This window comes from Pseudorhodobacter turbinis (genome assembly GCF_005234135.1).
Taxonomy (GTDB): domain Bacteria; phylum Pseudomonadota; class Alphaproteobacteria; order Rhodobacterales; family Rhodobacteraceae; genus Pseudorhodobacter; species Pseudorhodobacter turbinis.
The window spans coordinates 1,206,758-1,220,302 of sequence record NZ_CP039965.1; the positions used below are offsets into that span (position 1 = coordinate 1,206,758).

The window sequence follows — 13,545 nt, forward strand, 5'->3', positions numbered from 1 at the left end:
GCGCGAAAGGAAAACTAAGCCCCCCGAACGCTCCCCCCCCTTTAATCAGGGGCATTGGGACCAAATTAGCCGATGCTGTATCGTTGGCTTGGGTCACCGTCACAACCGTCACACCCTTATAGGGGTGTGTGACGTCTGTGACGCTGGATTGACCGCGCACAGGTTTGAACGTGTGACGCACTGTGACGTGGTGTGACGCGCTATTCATCGGCACACCTCCACGCAAAACCATCAATCATGCGAATGACTTCTTTCTCTTGCAGCGACTTCCACGCCCTGCCAAAGGCTGTGCGCGCCGCGCTATCGCTACCCCCATCGGTCAGGTGGTGACGGTCGCAAGCCTCGCGCCAGTGATCCAGTGAGACGCATTGACGGTTTGGCGGGAAGTCCTCGCCATGCTTGACCTCGCCATGCGCTGCCAGTGCATCCCCGAAAGCCTGCATTGCAATCAGTGCTTGGCCCTTGAGACGTGGTGCGCGTTTAGCTGGTGCTTCGGTCGGCTCAACAACTGCCGATGTCACCGGGTCGCCATCCTCGTCAGTGCCAAGGAATATGCCCTTGAGCGTGTAGGCAAAGATTGATCCGGTTGGCAGGTCGCGTTGCTTTTTTGTCTCGGCCAATATGACAGCCCCGTCACGGGTCAATTCGATCTCGGTATCTGCCGCCGCCCGCAAGCTGCCACTGCCCCTTGCGCCCTTGCTGGTATCCTTGCCGCTGTGGTGAATGACCATCACATGCGCCCCGGTCTTGGCCCGCAGAAGGTCCACACTCCGAACAAACGCGCCCATGTCCTTGGCGGTATTCTCGTCGCCGTTGCCCATAGATCGCGCCAAGGTGTCGATCACAACCAGCGCCGGGGCGGTTCCTTCTGATAACGCATCAACAAGGTGTTGCGCGTCCTCGCTTGTGCAAAGGTCCAGCGTAGTGGACAGCAAGAGAAAGTCGGGGTTGCCATCCACTTGGGCGGTAAGGTCCGGGCGATCACGTCGAATGGCCTCGATGCGGTTGTTGATGCCCACGCCGCCCTCACCCGCAACATAGACGACAGGGCCGGGGCAGGTCTGACAATCCCGAACCTTGTTGCCGTGCCACGGCTTGCTAGCAGCCACATGCAGGGCCAAATCTAGGGCGTAGAAGGTCTTGCCCACGTTGCTTTCCCCGTAGACGACAGACAACGCCCCCCGATCCAGCCAGCCCTTGACCAGATAGCGCGATGACAAAACCGGCTTGATCTTGTTCAAGGGTTTAAGCTGCGAAGATAAATCAGCCGCCCGCACCTTGGATTTCGGCACGATATAGCCCGCGCCCATCTCCGCCCTGTACATCGCGTCGATCTCGCCAAAGCGATCGAATCCACCATCAGCCATCATTGCGCCCTCCTGACATATCCAAGGAAGGCCGCTCGATTGGCGGGCGTCATGCGGTTGTAGCAGGCCAGCGCATAGGCTTTGGCCTCGTCTTGGGTGGACATATCGGCCCAGAATGAAGCCTGATCCATGATGCCAAACATGGGCGCAATCGGCATATCTAAAGCGTATTCTTCCAGCGCGCCCGATATGATTTCGCAGGCTTCGACACGGTAGCCAGCTTTGACGCATTTCACGATTGCCAGCGTCAAAGCCATTGCAGGATGAAGGTTAGTTTGGTATTCTATTTCAGATAAGGAATACCCATTCCAATATGCCCCGGATGCGCCCGCCAGCGCTCCGGGGTTTTTCGTGTCCAGATCGTGAACACCTAAAGAACCGCTTGTGTCAGATTTGTGCCAATCCTCTCCGCCCGTTCTTGCATCGTTCTGCACATCGGTGCACAGACCTGCATTTTCAGACTCGTAAGACTCTTTGGATATTGACGTTTTTTCAGGAGAGGCGTATCCCTGCAAGTGGGACACCCTTCCCCAACGAAGGGCACATATCTGTGAGGATACTATCATGACCGCGACGCTCCCGGCCCTTCGGCCGACCAATCCGCGATTTTCATCCGGACCCTGCGCCAAAATCCCCAACTACTCCCTGAACATGCTTGAAGACGCGCCCTTGGGCCGCTCGCACCGGGCTGCTGTTGGTAAATCCAAACTTGCTGAGGCAATTGACCTCACTGCGGAAATTCTGGGCCTGCCAGAAGGGTACCGTGTCGGGATTGTTCCCGGCTCCGATACTGGCGCTGTGGAAATGGCGCTGTGGTCGATGCTGGGCGCGCGCCCTGTGGAAATGCTGGCGTGGGAAAGCTTTGGCGAAGGCTGGGTGACCGATGTCGTCAAACAGTTGAAGCTGGACGCAGTTGTGCGCAAGGCGCCTTATGGCGAGATTGTTGATTTCGCAGAAGTCGATTTCGACAAGGATGTGGTTTTCACTTGGAACGGCACCACCAGCGGTGTGCGCCTGCCCAATGGTGATGCGATTCCGGCTGACCGTGCGGGGCTGACGATTTGCGATGCGACCTCGGCCGCTTTTGCGATGGAACTGCCTTGGGAAAAGCTGGACGTGGTGACCTTTAGCTGGCAAAAAGTGCTGGGCGGTGAGGGTGCGCATGGCGTGATCATCCTGTCCCCGCGCGCGGTAGAGCGGCTTGAAACCTATACGCCCGCTTGGCCTTTGCCCAAGATTTTCCGCATGACCAAGGGCGGAAAGTTGATTGAAGGTATCTTCCGCGGAGAGACAATCAACACGCCTTCGATGCTGGCGGTTGAGGATTATCTGGTATCGCTGAAATGGGCCAAATCCATCGGCGGGCTGTCTGCGCTCGTTGCCCGCGCCTCGGCCAATGCGGCGGCGGTGAATGATTTTGTCAGCACGCATGACTGGATCGCCAATTTGGCGGTGGATGCGGCAACTGCTTCGACCACCAGCGTTTGCCTGAAATTCGTGGACGCGCGCATCAAGGATGGTGCCAGCTTTGCCAAAGCCGTTGCGAAACGGCTGGAAAAAGAGGGCGTGGCGCTGGATATCGGTGCATACCGCGACGCCCCTCCCGGTTTGCGTATCTGGTGTGGTTCCACGGTGGAAACCTCGGATGTGGCAACTTTGATGCCGTGGATCGATTGGGCATTTCAGGCCGAAATCGCGGCTCTTTCCTGAACCATAAATGCGGTGGGGCAACCCACATATGACGTGTAGGGTGGGCATAGGCCCGCCTTATCTCCTCACATATTCTATATAGGAGCGCCCAAAATGGCCCCCAAAGTTCTCGTATCCGATGCATTGTCCGAAACCGCTGTCCAGATTTTCCGCGATCGCGGGATTGAGGTGGATTTCATGCCCACGCTGGGCAAGGACAAGGAAAAACTGGCCGAGATTATCGGCAATTATGATGGCCTTGCCATCCGGTCCAACACCAAGGTCACGGCCAAGCTATTGGAAAGCACCGACCGGTTAAAGGTTATCGCGCGCGCAGGGATTGGTGTCGATAACGTCGATATTCCGGCCGCGTCGAAAAAGGGTGTGATCGTGATGAACACGCCTTTCGGCAACTCCATCACCACGGCTGAACATGCGATTGCGATGATGTTCGCAGTGGCGCGCCAATTGCCAGAGGCCAACGCCTCGACCCATGCAGGTAAGTGGGAAAAGTCGCGCTTTATGGGGGTGGAGTTGTTTAACAAAACCCTCGGCGTGATCGGTGCAGGCAATATCGGTGGCATCGTTTGTGACCGCGCCTTGGGCATCCAGATGAAAGTGGTCGCCTATGACCCCTTCTTGTCGGAAGAGCGCGCCAAGCAAATGGGCGTCACCAAGGTCGAGCTGGACGAGCTGTTGGCCCGCGCCGATTTCATCACCCTGCACGTTCCATTGACCGATAAAACTCGCAATATCCTTGGCGCGGAAAACCTTGCCAAGACCAAGCCCGGCGTGCGCATCATCAACTGTGCGCGTGGCGGTTTGGTGGATGAGGCGGCCTTGGCGGATGCCCTGAAATCGGGCCATGTTGCAGGCGCGGCCTTCGACGTGTTTGAGACCGAGCCTGCCACCGAGAGCCCGCTTTTCAACCTGCCAAACGTCGTTTGCACCCCGCATCTGGGGGCCTCTACCGCTGAGGCGCAGGAAAATGTGGCGCTGCAAGTGGCCGAACAGATGTCGGATTACCTGTTGACAGGGGCGGTGCAAAACGCGCTGAACATGCCTTCGGTCACTGCCGAGGAAGCTGCTGTGATGGGCCCATGGTTGAAACTGGCAGAGCATCTTGGCGCATTCGTCGGCCAGATGACGGATGAGCCGATTAAAGCCATCAACGTGCTTTATGATGGCCATGTCGCGGATATGAACCTCGCGGCGCTGAACTGCTCTGCCATCGCGGGTATTATGAAGGCAACCAACCCTGACGTGAACATGGTATCCGCCCCGATTGCCGCCAAGGAGCGCGGCATTCAGGTCGCTACGACAAGTCAGGGAAAATCCGGCGTTTTCGATGCATTCATCAAGTTGACCGTGGTCACCGACAAGCGCGAGCGTTCCATTGCGGGCACCTGCTTTAGCGATGGCAAGCCGCGCTTTATCCAAATCAAAGGTATCAATATCGATGCTGAAATCGGTGCCCACATGCTTTACACCACGAACGAGGATGTGCCCGGTATCATCGGTCTGTTGGGTATGACGATGGCCAAGAATGAGGTGAACATCGCGAACTTCACCCTTGGGCGGACGGGTGAGGGCAAAGAGGCGATTGCCATCCTGTATCTTGACCAGCCGATGGACCAAAAAGTGGTCAAACTGTTGGAAGGTACGGGGATGTTCCTTCAAGTCAAACCTTTGGAGTTTGACGTCATCTAAGATCAGCGTGTATTGGTTTCATCAACCATACCTCTGAAGACAGGGTAAGGCGGGGGAAAGCCCCCGCCTTTACCAAATAGAAAGACGTACTATGCGCAGTTATGCTATCGGCGATATTCACGGCCACCTTGATCTTTTGCAGGCGGCCCATGCCCGCATCGCCGCAGATAAGGCGGCCTCTGGCGATACGGACGCGCCGATTATCCATATTGGCGACCTCGTTGATCGCGGGCCGGACTGTCGTGCCGTGATCGATTATCTTGCCAAAGGCGTTGCGGCAGGTGAAAACTGGGTGGTCCTCAAGGGCAATCACGACCGCATGTTTACCGATTTTCTGAATGATCCTGCGTATCATGACCCAGGGTTGAAGGTCGATTATTCCTACCTTCACCCAAAGATCGGCGGCAGAACCACGCTCGCCTCTTACGGGGTTGCCAATGCGGGCGACCGCCCAGTTGCCCCCGTTCATGCCGAGGCGGTGGCCGCAGTGCCCCAAGCCCACCGTGACTTCCTGCAAAGCCGCCCGACCTATTTCGAGCGTGGCGAGGTGATGTTTGTCCACGCAGGTGTGCGCCCCGGCATTGCGATCGAGGATCAGGCCGAGGATGACCTTCTTTGGATACGCGTTGATTTTCTGGATTACCGCGGTGAGTTCCCGTGGTTGTTGGTGCATGGCCACACAGCACTTCCCGCCGCCACGCATTATGGCAACCGGGTGAATATCGACAGCTCCGCCGCCTATGGTGGCCCGCTGACTGCTGTGGTGGTTGAAGGGCGTGATGTGTTTGTTTTGACGGATGAGGGCCGGGTGCCGCTTACCCCAACACCGGATGCTCCAATCCGCTAGCCTTGCGTCATCGAAAAGCGTACCACAGGTTAGACACATAGGAGCCATGATGGCCACGACACTTGCCTATTTCCGTTGGGCCATCGGCTTTACCATTGCCGGGCTTATTCTCGCGTTTTGCCTTGGCTGGGCCTATTCCGGCCATATGGGCGGCGCGCTGAAGTTCCTGATGATCGGCTCGGTGCTTGCGGTGCTGGAGATCTCGCTGTCTTTTGACAATGCGATTGTGAACGCCAACAAGCTGAAATCCATGACGCCAGAATGGCAGCACCGGTTTTTGACATGGGGCATTGTGATTGCCGTCTTTGGGATGCGGATCGTATTTCCGCTGTTGATCGTTGTGGTCGCGGCCAATCTTGGCCCATGGGAAGCGATTGAGCTAGCCGCTACCCGCCCCGACGAATACGCGCAGATTATTGGTGACGCGCATCTGGGCATTGCGGCCTTTGGCGGTGCGTTTTTGATGATGGTTGCGCTGAACTACTTTTTTGATGACGGCAAGGATGTGCACTGGATTGCGATGCTGGAACGGCACATGGCGCGCTTTGCTTCGGTGCGCGGGCTGGAGGTGGCGTTGGTGCTTGCGGTCATGCTGACCTTTGCGCAGCTTCTGCCCGAGGCTGATCTTGGCACCTTCCTTCTGGCCGCCACCTCCGGTTTGCTGACCTTCCTCGCGGTAGAGGTTTTGGGCCATCTGCTGGATGCCAGTCAGGACACGACGAACCTTGTGACCAAAGGTGGCCTTGGCGCGTTTTTATATCTGGAGGTGCTTGATGCTTCGTTCAGCTTTGACGGGGTGATCGGTGCATTTGCCCTGACGCAAAACCTGTTCCTGATCGCGATCGGACTTGGTATCGGCGCAATGTACGTCCGTTCCATGACGATCATGTTGGTGGAACGTCAAACGCTGGCAGAATTCCGGTATCTGGAGCATGGCGCGTTTTGGTCCATCCTGATCCTTTCGGTGATTATGTTCGCGCAAACCCTGACCCATATCCCCGAGGCGATCACCGGCCTTTTGGGGGCAAGCGTCATTGGCCTTTCGCTCGTCTCTTCGGTGCGCCACAGACGTTCCGGGGCGAACGAATAGCGGCTTTGGGAAACGGAGGCGGTAATGGCGCGCGGCATGGTTGATCGAGATTTGACGCGCGGGGCCATTTCAGGCCATTTCCGCGCTTTGGCTTTGCCTGCGGCAGTGGGGATGCTGTTTTCCACGCTTTATAATGTGGTCGATGTCTATTTTGCAGGCCAGATTTCCACGCAGGCGCAAGCGGGGCTTGCTGTCGGGTTTCAGGCGTTTTTCATCAATATGGCCGTGGGCTTTGGCCTTGGCGGTGCGATGGGCGCGCTGGTGGGCAAGGCCAAGGGTGGAAAGGATGAGGTGCAGGCCCGCAGGCTGGCGGTTCAGGGCATCTCGCTTGGTGTTTTGCTGACGCTTGGCTTGATGTTGGTTGCGGTCTGGTTGGGGCCTGCGATGATTGCGCTGGTCTCGGAACCGGGGGAGTACCGCGATGCGGGCACCAGCTATTTCCGCTGGCTGATCTTTGCGTTGCCGGGGTTTTTGCTGGCCTATGGCGGGAACGGGGTGTTGCAGGCGCGCGGGGATACCAAATCCTTGCAACGTGCGCTTATGGTGGCGTTTTTTGCCAATGTCGGGCTGAACCCGTTGTTCATCTATGGCGTGCCGGGGGTGGTGCCGGGGATCGGCTTTAACGGTATCGCGCTATCGACCCTGTGCAGCCAGACGGGTGTCATGCTCTATATCATGTACCAAGTGTTCGGGCGTAAAATCATGCAGGGGCTGACGTGGGCAGAGTTCCGGCCCGATCCCGCGGTTTACGGCGTGATCTTGCGGCAGATGCTGCCCACCAGCCTGTCAATCGCGGTGATGTTCACCACCGGTTTTGTGATCCAGTATTACCTCAAGGAATTTGGCGGCTCGGCCGTGGCGGCCTACGGCATTGCCTTGCGGGTAGAGCAGATCATGCTTTTGCCGGTGCTGGGGATGACCGGCGCGCTGCTGCCCATTGCGGCCCAGAACTTTGGCGCCGAGGATCCGGCCCGCGTGCGTGAGGCGGTGTTCTTTTGTTGGAAGCTGGGCTTTGCGATGATGGCTGTGGCTTGTCCGGTGTTGTGGTTTGGCGGGGAATGGGCGATGGGCCTATTCACCGATGATGCCGAGGTGATCCGCGTCGGGGTCAGCTATCTGCATGTCGATGGCTTCGTGTTGCCGTTCTATATGATGTTGTTTTCCATCAATTCATTTTTGCAAGCGATGCAAAAGCCGATCTGGTCGTTGTGGATCGGGATATACCGGCAAGGGATCGCGGTTGCGCTGTTTGTCTGGCTTTTGGTGCGGGTGTTTGAATTGGGCATCTGGGGCGTTTGGCTGGGTGTGGCCATCGCGGTGATCTCGGGGTGGGGGATGGCGATGCTGGTGGCGTCGCGCGTGGCGCGGCAGGTTATTGGCGGGCTTTGGGTGCGGCCATAAGGGCGGCCATTTCCGCCTTCCAGTTTTGCGCCCCTGTTTGCGTGGCGCGGTAGACGGCGGCGCCCAGTGCCTCACCTATATCGGTATGTAGCCCGGCATAAAGCGTGGGTCCGGGGGGGGCGGCAACAGCAATGCAATCGGTGCCGGTGCCGGTTGCGCGCCCTGTGGGCAGGGGGATATCGGCGTCGATTATCGCGGCGGTACGGGCCTGAGTGGCGATGCTCAAGGCCTCAATCAGTGCGGATTGTGCCAACCCGCAATCAAGGCGGAGGGCGATGTTGATGGTCCCCCATTTGCCGGCCGCGCGAGGGATGCGCTGGCCCACGCGCTCGGCATTGGACAGGCCGACGGTGGCCACACATTGCGCGGTACAGCGGCCCGCCGTGGCCGTGGCGGTTGCATAGCGCGTGACATTGGCCGAGGTCAGAAAAGCCACCGCATCCGTTGCCTTATGCGCGATCAATTCGGCATCCAGCCAATCGCCAACGTCCAACCCTTCGGGAAGGTCGGCGTTGCGCACTTCGCGCCACAAGATCCGCCTTGCCATAACAATGCCGGGGCGGTTGATCGACCAGCTTAGCACCTGCATTTCCGTGCCAAGGTCGAACTCAAGCCACGGGCGGTTCAGGGTGATATTGTTCATGTCACGATGTCCAAAGGCTGGAAGACCGGCCCTTTCGCGGTTTGTTCAAACCATGCGGTAATCCCGAAGGCATCGCGTAGCAGGGCTGGCGTCAGCACCTTTTGCGGGGGGCCATCTGCGGCAACCCGCCCCTTGGCCAAGACCACCAACCGGGTGCAATAGCGCGCCGCCAACCCCAGATCATGCAAGGACACAAGGATGGAGCGCCCCTCGGCAGCCAAGCCGGTAAAACACTCCATCGTGGCGATTTGATGCGCGGGATCAAGGCCCGCAATCGGCTCATCAGCCATCAAAAGGGGCGTTTCTTGTGCCAGTGCGCGGGCCATCAGCACGCGGGCCTGCTCCCCCCCGGACAGGCGTGTGGCGGTGCGAGCGCGCAAATTGCCAAGGTCCATCCGGTCAATCGCGCGGTTTACGGCGGCGCGGTCGGCATCGGTCGGTTGTTGTCCCGCTGCCAGATGCGGCGTGCGGCCCAGTGTCACCAGCGTTTCCACCGTCACCGCCCAAGCGATCTCGCGGGTTTGGGGCATCCATGCGGCGGCGCGCCCGCGCGCAAAGGGCCGAAGCGCCGCAAGAGAGCTGTGCCCGTCATGCGGCACCAGCCCCAGAATTGCCCGCATCAAGGTGGTTTTGCCCGCGCCATTCGCACCGATCAGGCCGATCACCTCTCCCTTGGTGATGTTCAGAGATACATCGGACAGCACTTGGCGTTTGCGCAAGCTAACGCCCAGCCCGTTCACTTGCAGCAGCGTCATTGTCCCGCCCTCCGCGTGCGGTAAATCAGGTGGAGGAACAGGGGCGCACCGACCAGCGCCGTCAATACCCCCAGCTTCAGGTCGCGGCCGGGCAGCACCATACGCACCGCAATATCCGCAGCAAGCAGCATCACCGCCCCCCCCATCGTCGAGGCCCAAAGCAGCGGGCCGGGCCGCCCGCCCACAAAACCGCGCAAGATATGCGGGATGACCAAGCCGATAAATCCAATCGCCCCCGCCACCGCTGTTGAGGCGCCAACCACCGCCGCGGTGCCCAAAATCAGCGTCAGGCGCAGACGGTGCAGGCTGATGCCCATCGCCTCGGCTGCATCCTCGCCCAATGTCAACGCATCCAGCCCGCGGCCAAGGCTGCCCAGCATCAACCCGCCCGCAACGATGAACGGCAGGGCAATCCAGACATGCGTCATGGAACGATCTGCCAGTGACCCCATCATCCAAAAGATGATCTCATTCGAGGCAAAAGGATTGGGCGAGAGGTTCAGCACCAGCGAGGTCAGCGCCGCCGCCAATGCCGAAATCGCGATGCCCGCAAGGATAAGCGTCAGCGACGAGCCGCGCGGACCCGCCAGCACCATCACCAGCAATACGCCCGCCAATGCCCCCGTCAGCGCCGCCGCTGGCAGGGCAAAGCTGGCCGTTGCGGCAAAGCCGGTCTGGATCGCCAGAACTGCCCCTAGTGCGGCAGAGCTGGACACACCGATCAGCCCCGGATCGGCCAGCGGGTTGCGCAAATACCCCTGCATTGCCGCCCCCGCCAGCCCCAAGCCGCCGCCAATCACCACCGCCAAAATCGCCCGCGGCAGCCGGATTTCTCGCATGATCAGGGGCAGGGGGCCATCGCCGCCAAATAGCAGCGCGACAAGGTTTTCGCCCACACCGGTTTTGGCGGGGCCGATGACCAAAGAGGCCAGAAACAAAAGTGTAACCAATGCCGCAAGGATCGTAAAAAGCCGTTTCATTCCGCTTCCAATTCTTGGCGCAGCTTTGCCACATTGCCAATCGCGCGCAGCACAAAAGGGGTGCCGCATACCCAATCATGATCGGTAAAGCTGGCTGTGTTCGTGCGCATGGCCTGCACAAGGGGGTGGTCCATGATCTCTTCGGCGCGGGAGCCACCGGGATAGGGGCGCGAGGTGATAACGGCGTCAGGCTGCGCCAGGGCAAGCACCTCTAGCGGCATGGTTCCGGCCATCGCGTAGCCTGCCTCAGCGGCCACATTGGCAAAACCGGCCGTCAGCAAAATTTGCCCCGCCAAGGTGCGATCCCCCGAGGTATAGCCATTGGCCGCATAAAGGGCTGCCCGTGGATTTCGCCCGACTTTGGCCTGAAACTTTGCCAATCTGGCGCGGTAGTCTGTGATGGCATCTGCGGCGCGGTCCTCGCGGCCCAAAGCTTCGCCCATTTGGGTCAACCGGCTGGCGACATCCTCAAGGGAATTGGCGGGATCAAAGATGGCCACGGGCACGCCAAGGCGGGTCAGCATCTCTACCGTGGCCCGCGCGGTATAGCGGCCGGCAAGCACAAGGTCGGGGCGCATCAGGTAAATCTCTTCGGCCTGCGCATGGTTGATGGGGAAGGCCTTGGCCGCCTCTACCATGGCAGAGCTGCGCGGGTCACTGGCCAGCGGAGAGACCGACAAAAGCTGCCCGTTGCTTGCCAACATCATTGCCAGCTGGTCGGTGCACAGGTTCAGCGATACCACCCGCTGCGGCGAATCCGCCTTGACGGCAGAGCCAGAAAGCCCCGCCGCCAAAGCAACCATTCTGATCAGGTTAGAATTTCGCATTCAGCCCGACATAGACCGCACGGCCCCGGTTGGCATAGCCCCAAGAATCGGAGGTATCCTTGTCAAAGAGGTTGCTCACCCGGCCCGTCAGGGTAACACGGTCGCTAAGGTCATAATGCGCTGCCACATCCAGCGTGGTAAAATCGGGCAGTTTTTCAACACTGCGCGCGCCCCAGCCTTGCAGGTCGTAATTGCCCGAGACATGCCGCAGATCCGCCGAAACTGCACCGCGCCCGCCAAAGGTTTCATAGGTCGCCCCCAAGGTCAGCTCATTGCGCGGGCGGCGGGTTTCGGTGGCGCCATCGGGGTTTTTCGCGTCGATATAGGTATAGCCGAGCCGCAGGGCCAGCACGTCGGTCGCCTGCATATTGCCGGTTACCTCAATCCCTTGCCGCTTGGCCTTGCCGCCTTGGTTGATAAAGCCGAAGGTCCCCGGCCCGGTCGAAATATCGGTGATCTTATCGGTCAGGGTCTCGTTGAAATAGGTCACATCAATGCTGCCACGATCGGCAAAGATCGGGAAGGTCGCGCCCAGATCAAAGCTGCGGTTACGCTCCGGCGTCAGGTCGGGGTTGCCGCTATAGCCAAAGCTGCTGGCGAATAGCTGGAAATATGAGGGGTCCACCACGCCCGTCCCTGCCGAGGCATGCAACCGCACCCCGCTTTGCGGCAACAGATAGGACAGGCCGACATTCCATGTCGTCGTATCCTTGTACTGGCTGTTCTGGTCATGGCGCGCGCCAAGCTGGACATTTAGCCCGTTGTCAAAGCTGCCGCGATATTCCAGCGCGACCGATGTTGCTTTCGGATTGTAATCGGGGTTGGAGCTGCTGGATTTCTCTTCTTTTTCCAACAGCAGGTTCAGCAGCTGGTTGGCATCCTTGACTGTGCCGTCAATGCCATAGCTAAGCCGGTATTTCGCTGCATTGGCCGTGTTCTTGCTGGGCGCGCCACCGTTATAGCTTTGATCAAAGCGGGTGGTTTCCAGCGCAAACCGTTGTTCAAGGCGGCCATCCAACATGCTGTATTCCGCAAACAGGCTGGCGGTGGTTTCATCGCGGGTGCTGTAGTTTGACGGGTTGTCTACGATATAGGACGCGGCATCCGTGGGTGTCCAAGAGGTATCATCGTAGTCGTAATCTTCTTTGGACCGGCGGATGGTGAAGCCCAGCTTCAGGTCCTCGGTTGCCATGATGTCGCCCGAAAGGATGGCGGTATCGCGCCGCACGCTGTCTTTCTCGCCGCCGTCACCGGAAACGTCATAGCCACGGTCATCACTGCTGGAAATCGCAAGCGATATGGCGCCCCGTTCGGTCCGGTGGCCAAGGAAGACGCTTGCCGTGGTGCCTGCACCCACCTCAAGCGATGCGCTTGCGGTTTGGCCCATTTCAGCCTTGCGGGTGATGATGTTCACCACGCCGGTTGAGGCACTTGCCCCGTAGAAGGCTGATTGCGGGCCGCGCAGCACCTCGATCCGTTCGATATTGGCGGTTTCCAGCCCGCTAAGAGAATAGCCGCCATCCGCGCCCGATGCCAAAATTCCGTCAATAAGAACCAAGGTGTGGTTTGCTTCGCCGCCACGGATCCGCAGACCCGTCAGGCTGGCGCTGGACCCGTTGACCGAGACGCCGGGCAGGGACCGCAGGGCATCGCGAACGGTCGTGATCCCGCGATCCTCGATGTCTTGTGCCGTCACCACGCTGGCGGCGTGCCCGTATTGCGCCGCGCCAATCGGGCTGAGGCCACCAGAGATGATGATCTCGTCCAGATCAAACACCTCTTGGGCGAAAGTCGGCGTGATAGAAAATGTTGCGGCGGCGGTCGCCAGCAAGCCTGCGCGCATGGATGAAACCAGCATATGATACCCTCGGTTACGGCCACAGAATTGCCGTTTGGTCCTGTTGTGACACTGGAGGGATGCATGATTCCCCCGCAGCCGGTGAAATCACCACGCGCGGAAGCTCCGCAGCCCGACGCGCCCCTCGCGGTCGAACAGGGTGAACACCTTGGCAGGTCTCCTGACTTGCGGGTCAACGCTTGGCCGGACCTTCCCGCAGCTTTGCGCTACAGTGGTACCCCCGGCCTCACTCTCCGCTTACAGTTGCGGGGGCAGTCGTGGATTATGTGCCCAATGCAGGCATCTTACCACGTTCCCTTTTAATCATACGGCGAACCGCCAGAACCAAAGCCCTTTTGTGCTAGCGAAAGTTGCCGTGAATGTGAAGGGGTTTCAGTG

Annotated in this window: 12 protein-coding genes and 1 riboswitch; of the genes, 5 read left to right on the top strand and 7 right to left on the bottom strand. The window is 59.2% G+C overall.

From position 1 onward, the window contains the following. Nucleotides 1–200: 200 nt before the first annotated feature. Together EOK75_RS18245 and EOK75_RS18250 are read right to left on the bottom strand one after the other, a co-directional pair. Entirely contained in the window at nucleotides 201–1,370 is a 1,170-nt protein-coding gene (locus EOK75_RS18245) for an AAA family ATPase (RefSeq protein ID WP_137195429.1), read from the bottom strand. Continuing rightward, complete coding sequence (locus tag EOK75_RS18250) at nucleotides 1,367–1,882, bottom strand: hypothetical protein (RefSeq protein ID WP_137195430.1); 516 nt, start codon at nucleotides 1,880–1,882, stop codon at nucleotides 1,367–1,369. The genes EOK75_RS18245 and EOK75_RS18250 overlap by 4 nt, the downstream gene beginning before the upstream one ends. Nucleotides 1,883–1,931: 49 nt before the next feature. Between EOK75_RS18250 and EOK75_RS18255 the strand changes: the two genes are divergently transcribed. From EOK75_RS18255 to EOK75_RS18275, 5 genes are all read left to right on the top strand, one after another. After that, complete coding sequence (locus EOK75_RS18255; RefSeq protein WP_137195431.1) at nucleotides 1,932–3,077, top strand: phosphoserine transaminase; 1,146 nt, start codon at nucleotides 1,932–1,934, stop codon at nucleotides 3,075–3,077. Between the two features lie 93 nt (nucleotides 3,078–3,170). Continuing rightward, entirely contained in the window at nucleotides 3,171–4,766 is a 1,596-nt protein-coding gene (gene serA / locus EOK75_RS18260) for a phosphoglycerate dehydrogenase (RefSeq protein ID WP_137195432.1), read from the top strand. A gap of 91 nt (nucleotides 4,767–4,857) precedes the next feature. Beyond that, the gene (locus EOK75_RS18265; protein WP_137195433.1) at nucleotides 4,858–5,613 is read left to right on the top strand and encodes a metallophosphoesterase; all 756 of its coding nucleotides are present in this window, start codon (nucleotides 4,858–4,860) and stop codon (nucleotides 5,611–5,613) included. A gap of 49 nt (nucleotides 5,614–5,662) precedes the next feature. Further along, on the top strand, nucleotides 5,663–6,703 hold the full coding sequence (locus EOK75_RS18270) for a DUF475 domain-containing protein (protein WP_137195434.1): 1,041 nt from the start codon (nucleotides 5,663–5,665) through the stop codon (nucleotides 6,701–6,703). 24 nt (nucleotides 6,704–6,727) lie between these two features. Continuing rightward, nucleotides 6,728–8,104 carry an MATE family efflux transporter gene (locus tag EOK75_RS18275; protein ID WP_240794091.1) on the top strand — a complete coding sequence of 459 codons (1,377 nt, stop codon included), beginning with the start codon at nucleotides 6,728–6,730 and terminating at the stop codon, nucleotides 8,102–8,104. On the opposite strand, the gene EOK75_RS18280 is transcribed toward EOK75_RS18275, so the two are convergent. The 5 genes from EOK75_RS18280 to EOK75_RS18300 are packed head-to-tail and all read right to left on the bottom strand — an operon-like array spanning nucleotide 8,076 to nucleotide 13,167. Beyond that, nucleotides 8,076–8,747, bottom strand: coding sequence for an adenosylcobinamide amidohydrolase (locus EOK75_RS18280; RefSeq protein ID WP_137195436.1), 672 nt, complete (start codon nucleotides 8,745–8,747; stop codon nucleotides 8,076–8,078). The two genes, EOK75_RS18275 and EOK75_RS18280, sit on opposite strands and share 29 nt — an antisense overlap. Further along, nucleotides 8,744–9,502 (bottom strand): ABC transporter ATP-binding protein, encoded by a 759-nt coding sequence (locus EOK75_RS18285; protein WP_137195437.1) that lies wholly within the window; start codon nucleotides 9,500–9,502, stop codon nucleotides 8,744–8,746. Before EOK75_RS18285 ends, EOK75_RS18280 begins: the two co-directional genes overlap by 4 nt. Beyond that, nucleotides 9,499–10,482 carry a FecCD family ABC transporter permease gene (locus tag EOK75_RS18290; RefSeq protein WP_137195438.1) on the bottom strand — a complete coding sequence of 328 codons (984 nt, stop codon included), beginning with the start codon at nucleotides 10,480–10,482 and terminating at the stop codon, nucleotides 9,499–9,501. The genes EOK75_RS18285 and EOK75_RS18290 overlap by 4 nt, the downstream gene beginning before the upstream one ends. Then, on the bottom strand, nucleotides 10,479–11,309 hold the full coding sequence (locus EOK75_RS18295; RefSeq protein ID WP_240794092.1) for an ABC transporter substrate-binding protein: 831 nt from the start codon (nucleotides 11,307–11,309) through the stop codon (nucleotides 10,479–10,481). Before EOK75_RS18295 ends, EOK75_RS18290 begins: the two co-directional genes overlap by 4 nt. Next, nucleotides 11,296–13,167, bottom strand: coding sequence for a TonB-dependent receptor plug domain-containing protein (locus tag EOK75_RS18300; RefSeq protein WP_240794093.1), 1,872 nt, complete (start codon nucleotides 13,165–13,167; stop codon nucleotides 11,296–11,298). Before EOK75_RS18300 ends, EOK75_RS18295 begins: the two co-directional genes overlap by 14 nt. 133 nt (nucleotides 13,168–13,300) lie before the next feature. Next, a riboswitch (cobalamin riboswitch) is annotated at nucleotides 13,301–13,511 on the bottom strand. Nucleotides 13,512–13,545 lie beyond the last annotated feature (34 nt).

Bases quoted from the DNA above. Each gene is read 5' to 3' on its own strand.
- EOK75_RS18245 (WP_137195429.1), bottom strand. From the start codon at position 1,370: ATGATGGCTGATGGTGGATTCGATCGCTTTGGCGAGATCGACGCGATG.
- EOK75_RS18255 (WP_137195431.1), top strand. From the start codon at position 1,932: ATGACCGCGACGCTCCCGGCCCTTCGGCCGACCAATCCGCGATTTTCA.
- serA (WP_137195432.1), top strand. From the start codon at position 3,171: ATGGCCCCCAAAGTTCTCGTATCCGATGCATTGTCCGAAACCGCTGTC.
- EOK75_RS18265 (WP_137195433.1), top strand. From the start codon at position 4,858: ATGCGCAGTTATGCTATCGGCGATATTCACGGCCACCTTGATCTTTTG.
- EOK75_RS18270 (WP_137195434.1), top strand. From the start codon at position 5,663: ATGGCCACGACACTTGCCTATTTCCGTTGGGCCATCGGCTTTACCATT.
- EOK75_RS18275 (WP_240794091.1), top strand. From the start codon at position 6,728: ATGGCGCGCGGCATGGTTGATCGAGATTTGACGCGCGGGGCCATTTCA.
- EOK75_RS18280 (WP_137195436.1), bottom strand. From the start codon at position 8,747: ATGAACAATATCACCCTGAACCGCCCGTGGCTTGAGTTCGACCTTGGC.
- EOK75_RS18285 (WP_137195437.1), bottom strand. From the start codon at position 9,502: ATGACGCTGCTGCAAGTGAACGGGCTGGGCGTTAGCTTGCGCAAACGC.
- EOK75_RS18290 (WP_137195438.1), bottom strand. From the start codon at position 10,482: ATGAAACGGCTTTTTACGATCCTTGCGGCATTGGTTACACTTTTGTTT.
- EOK75_RS18295 (WP_240794092.1), bottom strand. From the start codon at position 11,309: ATGCGAAATTCTAACCTGATCAGAATGGTTGCTTTGGCGGCGGGGCTT.
- EOK75_RS18300 (WP_240794093.1), bottom strand. From the start codon at position 13,167: ATGCTGGTTTCATCCATGCGCGCAGGCTTGCTGGCGACCGCCGCCGCA.